Annotated in this window: 8 protein-coding genes and 1 pseudogene; 5 read left to right on the plus strand and 4 right to left on the minus strand. The window is 41.1% G+C overall.

Going from position 1 to position 10,854, the window contains the following annotated elements:
• Positions 1-392 precede the first annotated feature (392 nt).
• Positions 393-962 carry a TIGR04376 family protein gene (locus IM500_RS06545; protein ID WP_190723573.1) on the plus strand — a complete coding sequence of 190 codons (570 nt, stop codon included), beginning with the start codon at positions 393-395 and terminating at the stop codon, positions 960-962.
• Between the two features lie 187 nt (positions 963-1,149).
• Positions 1,150-2,871, plus strand: coding sequence for a lysine--tRNA ligase (gene lysS / locus IM500_RS06550; protein WP_147069106.1), 1,722 nt, complete (start codon positions 1,150-1,152; stop codon positions 2,869-2,871).
• 190 nt (positions 2,872-3,061) lie between these two features.
• Here the strand turns inward: lysS and IM500_RS06555 are convergent, their stop codons facing one another.
• From IM500_RS06555 to IM500_RS06565, 3 genes are all read right to left on the minus strand, one after another.
• The gene (locus IM500_RS06555; protein ID WP_190723576.1) at positions 3,062-4,708 is read right to left on the minus strand and encodes a DUF3685 domain-containing protein; all 1,647 of its coding nucleotides are present in this window, start codon (positions 4,706-4,708) and stop codon (positions 3,062-3,064) included.
• 58 nt (positions 4,709-4,766) lie between these two features.
• On the minus strand, positions 4,767-5,207 hold the full coding sequence (locus IM500_RS06560) for a Fur family transcriptional regulator (protein ID WP_190723578.1): 441 nt from the start codon (positions 5,205-5,207) through the stop codon (positions 4,767-4,769).
• A 975-nt stretch (positions 5,208-6,182) separates the two neighbouring features.
• Positions 6,183-6,653: a DUF29 domain-containing protein gene (locus IM500_RS06565; RefSeq protein ID WP_190723580.1), complete on the minus strand. Its 471-nt coding sequence runs from the start codon at positions 6,651-6,653 to the stop codon at positions 6,183-6,185.
• A gap of 178 nt (positions 6,654-6,831) precedes the next feature.
• On the opposite strand from IM500_RS06565, the gene IM500_RS06570 reads away from it, so the two are divergent.
• The 3 genes from IM500_RS06570 (at position 6,832) to recN (ending at position 10,443) form a co-directional block, all read left to right on the plus strand.
• Complete coding sequence (locus IM500_RS06570) at positions 6,832-7,890, plus strand: DUF2157 domain-containing protein (RefSeq protein ID WP_287737998.1); 1,059 nt, start codon at positions 6,832-6,834, stop codon at positions 7,888-7,890.
• Positions 7,891-7,977: 87 nt separating this feature from the next.
• Positions 7,978-8,658 (plus strand): two-component system response regulator RppA, encoded by a 681-nt coding sequence (gene rppA / locus IM500_RS06575; protein WP_190723584.1) that lies wholly within the window; start codon positions 7,978-7,980, stop codon positions 8,656-8,658.
• A 57-nt stretch (positions 8,659-8,715) separates the two neighbouring features.
• Complete coding sequence (gene recN, locus IM500_RS06580; protein WP_190723586.1) at positions 8,716-10,443, plus strand: DNA repair protein RecN; 1,728 nt, start codon at positions 8,716-8,718, stop codon at positions 10,441-10,443.
• 3 nt (positions 10,444-10,446) lie between these two features.
• Here the strand turns inward: recN and IM500_RS06585 are convergent.
• Positions 10,447-10,776 (minus strand): annotated as a pseudogene (locus IM500_RS06585) (Uma2 family endonuclease); the annotation flags it as partial.
• Positions 10,777-10,854 lie beyond the last annotated feature (78 nt).

Below are 10,854 nucleotides of genomic sequence, written 5' to 3' on the forward strand. Positions count from 1 at the left end.
TCAAATTCGGCCTTGAACGAGTAAAACTTTCTAGGAAATAAGGTTGAACATGAGATTTTTTCGACTTGTTCAAAGTGGCCGGAGGGCATTCGGACACTCAAAACGGACGCGGAGAAAGTGTCAGACTTAAGCAATTAAGCGTTTTTCGGTGAAGCGTCAACCCCGTTCAGCGACCACCCTTAAAAAGTGGCGTGGTGAGGAATCGCCGTCCGTTTTACGGCGGCGAGGATGTCAAACTGGTTTCCCCGTCCCTAACCGGCAGCCGAATAACATCTTTGTACTACTTTTACCACATATATTTAAATCTAGGGTTGATCTAGCCTATGCTAAAAAGAGGGGGATTAAAATCGATCGCTCCTAGACTTTAATTGAAAATTTAGGATATTGCACAGATGGGCAATCTATTTGATGATGTCAGTCGCTTTCTTGAAACCCAACTGGAAGAATTTCTCAGAAGTCATCCCCAATTAGAATTACAGGCGCTGGTGGAACAACTGCGCGAACAGGAGCGCGATACTGCTAAACTGATTAGCGCCCTAGAAAATGAGCGTCAACGTCTCGAACAGCAAATTTTGGCCACTGCCCAAGATATCCAAACTTGGCACGCTAGAATTGATAAGGCTAAGGCCGCTGGACGGCAGGACTTGCTGAAGGCTGCTAGTGAACGCGAGGCGGCCCTATTTCGTCAGGGTAATCAACTTTGGGGACGGATGGAAGGGGTGAAAAAACGTCTGAGTCAATCCCAAGAGTTACTGCAACAGGTCCAACAACGTCGTCAAGAAGTGCAAATTAAATCCGAAAAAGCCCCTAAAAATCAGTCCCGTGACTGGGAAACCACTTTTTGGGATCAACCCCAAGAATCGGACTATCAGCGCTCGAACTACGATAATCTCGATCTAAAATTTAAAGAATGGGAAATGGAAGAAGAATTGAAAAAATTAAAGCGAGAAATGGGACGATAATTACTGTTATTAGGGGAACTGGGGAACTGGGGAACTGGGGAAGTGGGGAAGTGGGGAAGTGGGGGAATTTCAACTAAAACCCTAAAACCCTAAAACCCCAACACCCCAACACCCCAACACCCCAACACCCTAAAACCCCAAAACCCAACACCTAAAAATTCCCCAGAATTGTTCCTCTTAGAAAACGATGGCATCTCAAGCACAAAATCCTGAAAATCAACCCTCCTCTACCCTCGAAGAAATCCGGGCTGCTCGTTTAGAAAAAGTGGCAGGATTGCAAAAAGCTGGCTTAAATCCCTACGCTTACCAGTGGAAATCCACCGCTCACGCTCAACAATTACAAGAGCAGTACGCTGACTTAGCACCGGGGGAAGAAATTAGCACAGAAGTAGCAATTGCTGGTCGGATTATTGCCCGAAGAATTATGGGTAAACTAGCCTTTTTTAACCTGCAAGATGAAACGGGAACGATTCAATTATACCTCGATAAAAAACGCATTAGTGAAACCATGGCCGCCGTGCCGAATGCCTTTAACACGGTGATTAAACTGACCGATACGGGGGATATTTTAGGAGCAAAAGGCACAATTAAACGCACAGAACGCGGGGAATTATCTATCTATGTAAACGAGTACGAAATTCTCACCAAATCCCTCTTACCTCTCCCAGATAAATGGCACGGTTTAACCGATGTAGAAAAACGTTATCGACAAAGATATGTGGATTTAATTGTTAATCCGGAAGTGCGACAAACTTTTCGCCGTCGCGCCCAAATTACCGCTGCCATTCGCAGATATTTAGACCAAGAAGGTTTTATTGAAATTGAAACTCCCGTGCTACAAAGTGAAGCGGGAGGAGCCGATGCTAGACCGTTTATCACCTATCATAATACGCTGGAGATGGAGTTATATCTCCGCATTGCCACCGAGTTACATCTAAAAAGATTAATAGTGGGTGGTTTTGAAAAAGTCTTCGAGTTAGGCAGAATTTTTCGCAATGAAGGGGTTTCTACTAAACATAACCCCGAGTTTACTTCCATCGAAATCTATCAGGCCTACGCCGATTATTATGACATGATGGAGTTAACCGAAAACATTATTGTTAATGCCGCACAAGATGTTTTAGGTACGCTGAAAATCACCTATCAAGACAGGGAAATTGACCTAACTCCTCCTTGGCGACGAGTGACCATGCACGAATTAGTCCAAGAAATAACTGGGGTTGACTTGAATAGTTTTGAGGATTTCGAGTCGGCTCGTATTGCCGCAGAAAATGCCGGCATTGGCGTTCCAGAGGACTGTAAAACCATCGGTAAGCTCCTAAATGAAGCTTTTGAACAAAAAGTCGAAGAAACCCTAATACAGCCCACTTTTGTGCTAGATTTTCCCGTGGAAATTTCGCCTTTAGCTAAACCCCATCGCTCAAAAACTGACCTCGTGGAAAGATTTGAATTATATGTGGTTGGACGGGAATTAGCTAATAGTTTTTCTGAGTTAACCGATCCCATCGATCAACGGCAAAGATTAGAAGCACAGGCACTCAAAAAAGCGGCTGGCGATTTGGAAGCGCAGGGAGTTGATGAGGACTTTTTAACCGCTTTAGAATACGGAATGCCCCCCACGGGAGGCTTAGGAATTGGCATCGATCGCCTGATCATGTTATTAACCGATTCTGCCAGTATTCGCGATGTGATTGCTTTCCCCTTATTAAAAAGTCAAAGTACAGCGATTAAATCTTTTGACTACGATCAGGAAAAAAAAATTCTGAAAGTGGAATTTAATCACGGTGGTATCTATCTTTATCATGATCTACCTTTGGCAGTATATAAAGATTTTCAGTCCGCACCATCGAAAGGACAGTTTTTTGTCGGACAAATTCGCGATAAATACAGTTTTGACAAGGAATTGTAAAAGTTAGGGTCACTTCAGTTAAGTAGATAGGTGTTAAAAGTTGTCAGACACCCCCCTTATCAAGGGGCAGGGTAGGGTTGATTCATGAATCAACCCTACTATGAATCAACCCTAGGGGCAGTGGGGATCAGAGGCAAAATCCATCTTCAATTTAATTATAACTACTTACTTATCAGTTATCAGTTATAATTCATGATCCCTTTTTACCTTTTACTTCCTGCCAAGTGTTACCGACTCCCTGTAAAACCCCGCGAACTACTAAACCAATACCGCGACCGATAACTTGGATAAGAATATAGACTACTCCCTTACCCACCACCCGAAAAAAAGCGCGTAAACGAGGAGATAAAGAGTCTCTTAATTCTAAGGCGATCGAAACTAACCAGGGTATGCCTGTTAAACTATTTAATTCTTCCTGTCGGGGGGAATAAATGGCTAGAGATTGGATTTCTCCCTCGCTATAGTGAAATAATTGATATTGACTTTCAAATATATCTTTGGGGTCTTGCCAATATTTTTGCCGTCGGTATTTCCAAGATAATTCATTGCGGATTTTAGCTAATTTTCTGGCGATGAGAAATTCTGAACGGTAAAGTTTTTGTTTGACTCTTTCGGATTCCGAGAAGTTATTGAGAATAATTACCGTCACTGCATTGGCAATATTATGAATGAGATTTTGCAGGAGAATTTCGGCTCTGGCGATGGTTTCAGGAGCATTAGCTCGGTATCCTACTCCGTCAATAGTTAGACTATTTTCGTACAATAAATAGGAAAATAAGTCAAGAGTAAAAGGAATTTTATTGAGGATTTCTGTTTGAATTGTCTCTCTTTCTTCCAGAATAATTTCGTTAAGTCTGCCTTTACTAATTTCGTCAGAAACCGAGGCATTAATTTCTAAAAATTTACGCGTAACTTTCTCCCATATATCGTAAATAATCAGATTTAAGCGACTGGTTAATTCCCCGCTGCTAATCTGTAAATATCTCATCTCATCGACATTTTTACGAATTTCATCGAGAACTAAATACAATAATTCCCGTTGCCGATTATCCTGTAAAACATCAATTTCAAAACTAATCTTTGTTCTATTAATTAAAGGGGAGCGAATGACCGCTAAAGTGGACTCAAAAACCGCCGAAACACACAGGGGACGCTCGCGGCTTAAAATTGGTAATTCCCGATCGATATTGTTAATTATTACCGAGGGTGTGACTGAAGCTGAATTGTAATAGCTCCCTTCGAGGGGAATTAGTTTTCTCACTAGCCATAGGGCTGCTAAAAGTTCTCGTTTTCTCCCCTGCCAATAAAAGCGATCAAAGCCGGATAAAGACTGTTGATTGAGGTGGAGATCAATTAAATGTAATTCACTTTCGATGCGATTTAATCCCGTTTTTCCGGCAGTGATTAACCAATGGCTAGGAGCTAAACTTGGACGGGTAGCAATGGTGAGAGCAGAAGGGGCAACATCGTGGGTTTCATCCCGGGAAATTTGTCCCAAAATAGTGATAAATTGCTCTAGGTTTGTGCCTTTGGGAATATAACCGGCGATACCTAATTCTCTGGCGATTAGTTGCTGTCGGGAATCGAGAGGAAAGGTTAATAGAACAATTTTACTTTCGGGATAGCGAGAGTGGAGAATTTCACAGTAAGACCAATCAAAGAGAGGATCGATAAGGATAATTTCGGGGGCCGGATTAAGAGTCAAAGCGAAAATTGTTTCTAAATCCCCTTCGGTGACGATACTAATATTTTCTATCTGCGACAAGGCCTGCACCAGACCCAAGCGGAAAATCGGGTCATTATCGATGATAATTAAGGTGAGAGGGCGATCAATCACAAGAGTTGCAGCCTGTCAACGGATACTATTCACAGAGGCAATTATACAGTTATCTGGCTCATTGGTTTTGTTTATAGCCATAGAAATCGATGCGATAATCGGTAATTTTTACCCCCGTCGATGCCTCGACCTGTTTAATTAATTCCGGGGGAAGTTGGATATGCACATCGATAATTTGTTGACTGTCCAGACAATTGACGTGACTGTGAGAATCGCTGATGTTACCGTAGAGTCTGCCGTCCCAGCGTTCCACAGATTCGATAATGCCTTGACCCGATAGGGCTTCTAGGTTTTGGTACACTGAGGTATGACCGATGTTTTTTCCTTGCAGATTGAGGCGATCATAAATTTCTCTCGCTGATAGGTGTTCCTGCGCTTGCCACAGCAATTCTAAAATATAGCGACGCTGACGACTAACCCGCATTCCTAAAGTTTGACACCTTTCGATCGCATCTTCTAAACACCGGATCGGTTTTTGTTTTACCTCCAAATTGTCCATAGTTGTATCCGTTGACCTCCGCCCTAATACATAGTCATTACCAGTTTAGCTTAGTCTTTCGATCGATGTCCACATTGCGCCAGTTTTTATCGTTTTGGGGAGACAGGAGACAGTTATCAGTTATCAGTTACCAGTTATCAGTTACCAGTTATCAGTGGGTAAGTTAAGCTGTTGACTATCTAAATTACTCGTTAAGACTGTCTATGAGCGCCGGAGCAGGAAGAAGGACTCTGACCATTTGTACTAAACTTCTTAACCTACACAATTCTGGCTTTAAGTCAATAGCCTTTACAAAACTTCAAAAATTGCAACATAAAAAAATTTCATCACTGGCGGCTTTTTTTGGGCAAGAGTATCAACACAGTCCCCTGATTGCCTTGGTTTTCCGTTGATTTAAAGCTTAAAGGTTAAACTAAGCCCACAGCATACCACGATCATACCATATTATTAAATGTAGGCAACCCCGATTTACAGCCAAATTTTGGCAAATTCTGGGAAAATCAAAATGTTGTAACTTACTTGTTACATTTAACTAATCGCCCCAAATATTTAAATATTTTAATTATTTACCTTAAATTTATAATTTTTACTTATTCTTGAAAGCTGATTAACTAGGGTTTGCTGAAAAAGTTTTTCGTGGGGGTAGGGTGTGGGGTGTGGGGTTTTACCCATTTTCAGATGGTCAATTACCTAATTTTCAGAGAAAAAGTAACTGAATTTTTCCCCGATCACTCCAATGGTCGGCACTTTTTGGGGGGAAAAAGTCTAAAAACCTTATCCAACAAGGTTTTTAGATTTATTCAGCAAACCCTAACTAGGGTTGGGCAAAAAAGCTTGTAAGCTCTATTTAAAGTCAGTCGAATCGCTTAGTATCGGGAGACAGATGTGACTTGTATAGCTTCCCAGTTTTTGAGATTTGAAGACTTTTTAGAAGCATTTTGAAAGCGTCTTAGCCGATGGATTAAATATGAATTATCAGCCATAGAAATCTTCGTCAAGAATCTGTTCTAAGGAAAAAGGGCAGTCTAGGGGATAGGCTTCCTCTGGAGGAATCGCAATTCCAAAGTCAGCCAATTTACTTTCCTTGATGGCAATTTTGCGACCTTTAGGATAGGTTTTATCGATGGCGATTGCTAGATGAGATTTCAAAGAAGGGGTGTTTTCTAGTAAGGCGATAACTCGTTCCCTCTGTTCGACAATGGAGCTATACCAGCTAGATTTCATGCTTTCAGTGGCGGAGGATTGTACTTTTAATTTCAGTAAATGAGCCAGCAAAATCATTAAATTTCCTTCCAAGACATTTTTATCTGATTTACCCAATTCTTTTAACTCCTCAACCAAATGAGATACATCTAATGCCTGAAAATCTCCTTGTTCTAACTGACCTATTGTTGTTATCAGCCATAATTGAAAATCTTGTTCATAGAGTTCTGATTTAGTTATCATAATTGCTTCGATAATAGTTAATCTAGACTGAATTATACTCTATTTTGCGGATTTCGGATGTTTCTAGCGGTAAATATTAAGTTTTACTACAGGATTTAACATCTGCGCCTATGCCCTATTCCCTTATCCTTAGGATAGGCGGTTAAAATACATCTTAGCTTAAGGACTAGAGAATATTATGAGACTAGAAAGAGAAGATTTTGATTGGGCGGTACAACAAAACCTAATTACTGCCAGCCAAGCTGAAAATTTATGGACGGCTTTTTTATCCCGTTATCCCCAAGAAGATGAAGTTAATCGCCCTCGCTTTAATTTTGCTAATGTGGCCTATTATTTTGGGGCATTAATTGTTATCTCCGCCCTGGGGTGGTTGATGAACAAAGCTTGGGAGAGTTTCGGCGGTGCAGGCCTATTTTTTATCGCCCTATTTTATGCAGTTTGTTTTATTTTTGCGGGGAAAAATCTCTATTTTCAGCAAAATCTCAAAATACCAGGCGGCCTTTTATTTACCATGGCAGTGGCAATGACTCCCTTAGCAATCTACGGTTTACAACGCTGGACAGGATACTGGCAAGCAGGAAATATGGCCATTTATCCAGATTTCTATACCTGGACTAAAGGCAGTTGGTTTTTAATGGAATTAGGCACGATTATCGCAGGATTAATAACTTTGCGATTTGTTAAATTTCCTTTCTTAACTGCACCGATCGCCTTGAGTCTGTGGTATATGTCAATGGACTTAACCCCTTTGCTATTTGGAGAGAACGAATATACATGGAGACTGCGACTGTGGGTATCCTTTTGGTTTGGAATTGCCTGTTTAATAACTGCCTATTTAATTGATGTACGTCAGCGTCGCAGTCGGGGAGATTTTGCTTTTTGGCTATACCTATTCGGATTAATTATGTTTTGGTTTAGTCTATCTCTCCTCATCGATGATAATGAAGCGCAACGATTTTTGTACTGTCTAATTAACTTGGGATTGATGTTATTATCCGTCCTGCTAAAAAGAAGATTATTTGTGGTTTTTGGAGGTGTCGGAGTATTTGCTTATCTTTCCTATCTCTCCTATCGTCTCTTTGCCGATTCAATTTTCTTTCCCTTTGCCCTAACCGCCCTAGGACTTGGTATTATCTATATGGGAGTTTTGTATCAGCGTCATTACCCAACCCTGGCTAGATTTATTGAAAGTTATATCCCTCTCGAATGGCGCAATTTATTACCCAAAGATCGATAATTAGGAGAAATGGGGATATGGGGAAATGGGGAGATTCAACTAAAAAACCCCAACACCCCAACACCCGACACCATCTTTTTTACTTTTATGAAAATACTTATCGTTGACGATGAAAAAGAATTAACCGAACCCTTAGAACAAATTCTTGCTCAAGAAGGCTATGACGTTGATATTGCTGATAATGGTCGGACGGGGTTAGAATTGGCACGAGAGAATAATTATGACCTCTTAATTCTCGATTGGATGTTACCCCAGCAATCCGGATTACAAATCTGTCAATATTTACGCAATCAAGGGGACACCACTCCCGTTTTATTTCTAACCGCTAAGGATACCATAGACGATCGAGTGGCGGGATTAGATGCCGGTGCTGATGATTATTTAGTCAAACCCTTTCAACTGCGAGAATTATTAGCGAGAGTCCGCGCTTTATTGCGTCGTTCTCCCAATTTTGAAGCTAGTAATAGCAGTAAACTAAAATCTGCTGATTTAGAACTCGATAGCGAAAATCAAGTGGCCTATCGTCACGGTCGCACGATTAGCTTATCAGCAAAAGAAGTACAATTGTTGACTTTATTTATGACCCATCCGGGTCAACTTCTCACCCATGAACAGATTTATCAGCATCTCTGGTCAGAAGGGGAGCAACCTAATAGTAATGTGGTTCCTGCCCTGATGCGCTTGCTGCGTCGTAAAATCGAAGCGACCGGAGAAACACCTCTAATTAATACTGTCTATGGGAAGGGCTACCGTTTCGGGGAAAATTAGGGAATGCTGAAGGATAATGAGAATACCAACTGATTACCGATTACTGATTACCGATATATGTTATCCTGCCTACAAATTGAAAATTTTACCCTCATCGATCGCTTAGAATTAACTTTCGGGAACGGATTAAATGTACTGACCGGTGAGACGGGGGCAGGAAAATCGATTATATTAGATGCGATCGATATTGTTCTCGGTGGTAAAGTCAATCATCGCGTCATCCGTCAGGGAAGCCAACAATCAACCCTAGAAGCGACTTTTTCTCTGACTCCAGAATTAATTGCTTGGCTAGAAAGTCAGGAAATTGACCCATTAGAGGATAATAGTCTGACCATCAGCCGGGAATTAGTGATTACTAATAATTCCTTGCGTTCTCGTTCTCGGATTAACGGAGTCGTCGCTAATCGCCAACAAATGGCGCAAATAAGAGATTTTTTGGTAGAAATCACCGCTCAAGGTCAAACAGTTCAGTTAATGGACGCTAATCGACAGAGGGAATTATTAGATCTCTACGGGGGTGAATCGCTGCTGCAGCAGCGGGAAAAAGTAGCCACAGCCTACGTTAACTGGCAAGAAAGCAAGAATAGTTTAAATAATAGGTTGCAATCGGAACAAAATCGCCTACAAAGATTAGATTTACTAGAATATCAACTAAAAGAACTAGAATCAGCTAATTTAACTGACGCTGACGAGTTGGAACAGTTGGAACAGGAAAGAAACCGACTCTCCCACGGTGTCGATTTGCAAAATTCCAGCTATCAAGTCTATCAACTACTCTACCAAAATGATCGCGATCAACCGGCCGTCGCTGATTTGTTAGGAAAAGCTGAAAATATCTTGACAAATATGATGGTTTATGATAGGAGTTTAGAGCCAATTTTAGAGATGGTGCGATCGGCATTAAATCAGGTGGTGGAAGCGGGACAGGAAATCAACGTTTATGGGGATAGTCTAGAGGCAGATCCGGAGAGATTGAACGAGATAGAAGAGAGAATTGTCCAACTTAAGCGCATTTGTCGCAAATATGGCCCAAGTTTAGCCGAAGCGCTCGATTATTATCAGAAATTACAGCAGGAATTAGCGGAGTTGACGGGAGAAGGACAATCCATTGAAGAATTAGAAAAAATTTGTCAGCAACAGGAAAACATCTATCGAGAAACTAGCACCCAGTTGACCTTTTTGCGACAACAAACCGCTAGTCAACTAGAAAAACAATTGGTACAGGAATTAAAACCTTTAGCCATGGAAAAGGTGATTTTTGTCTGTCGGATTAACCCGGGTAATCCTAGCAGTCTGGGAGTCGATCAAGTGGTATTTTATTTTAGTCCCAATCCGGGGGAAAAAATCCAACCTTTATCCAGTACCGCTTCCGGAGGAGAAATGAGTCGTTTTCTCCTAGCGTTAAAGTCCTGTTTTTCCCAATCCCAATCGGCAGCAGCAACCCTAATTTTTGATGAAATTGATGCGGGAGTATCGGGAAAAGTTGCCCAAGCAATTGCCGATAAATTAGATCAATTAGGTCAAAAATATCAAGTTTTGTGCGTTACCCATCAACCTTTAGTGGCTGCTTTAGCTGATCACCATTTTCGAGTTTATAAACAAATGATTGCCGAAGATAATCCTACTAATCTCTCGGAAATTCGCACGGTTGTCCGGGTTACTTCTCTCGATAATCGTCAGACGAGAAGGGAAGAATTGGCACAATTAACGGGAGGAAATTCGGCAGCAGATGCCATCGCTTTTGCCGAGTCTTTATTGGAGAAAGCGGCTGCCAAAAAACAGTAAGATTTAACCTTGAAATTGACTGATTAACCAACGTCCCACCTGACTTTGATCCTTGCTGCGTGCCTGTTGTAAAGCTGACTCTAAAACCGCAAGTCTTAAATTAGGTAAAACCTTTGATATATCAATTCTTTTGCTCCCTCGATCGATTATTTCAAAAGCGAATATTTGGGGATAATCGACGTTAACACTCCAGTATTCACTAACTCCTAATTCTTCATAGAGTAAGCGTTTATTACCTAAGTCATCATTAAGGGTAGATTTTGAGATTTCAATGACTAAATCTGGTGGGGGATACTGATTCAAATCAATAATCGAAGTACCGTAGGAAATTAGGGCTCTTCGGGAATTGTTATGCAAATAATTAACTTAAAATAAAATTCGATGAGAGCGCCTACGCTCAAAAGTAGCTGA

The sequence above is a fragment of the Microcystis sp. M179S2 genome (genome assembly GCF_020245805.1).
Taxonomy (GTDB): Bacteria; Cyanobacteriota; Cyanobacteriia; order Cyanobacteriales; family Microcystaceae; genus Microcystis; species Microcystis aeruginosa.

Excerpts from the sequence above, each read along its gene's own strand:
- IM500_RS06545 (WP_190723573.1), top strand. The coding sequence starts at position 393 with ATGGGCAATCTATTTGATGATGTCAGTCGCTTTCTTGAAACCCAACTG.
- lysS (WP_147069106.1), top strand. The coding sequence starts at position 1,150 with ATGGCATCTCAAGCACAAAATCCTGAAAATCAACCCTCCTCTACCCTC.
- IM500_RS06560 (WP_190723578.1), bottom strand. The coding sequence starts at position 5,207 with ATGGACAATTTGGAGGTAAAACAAAAACCGATCCGGTGTTTAGAAGAT.
- IM500_RS06565 (WP_190723580.1), bottom strand. The coding sequence starts at position 6,653 with ATGATAACTAAATCAGAACTCTATGAACAAGATTTTCAATTATGGCTG.
- IM500_RS06570 (WP_287737998.1), top strand. The coding sequence starts at position 6,832 with ATGAGACTAGAAAGAGAAGATTTTGATTGGGCGGTACAACAAAACCTA.
- rppA (WP_190723584.1), top strand. The coding sequence starts at position 7,978 with ATGAAAATACTTATCGTTGACGATGAAAAAGAATTAACCGAACCCTTA.
- recN (WP_190723586.1), top strand. The coding sequence starts at position 8,716 with ATGTTATCCTGCCTACAAATTGAAAATTTTACCCTCATCGATCGCTTA.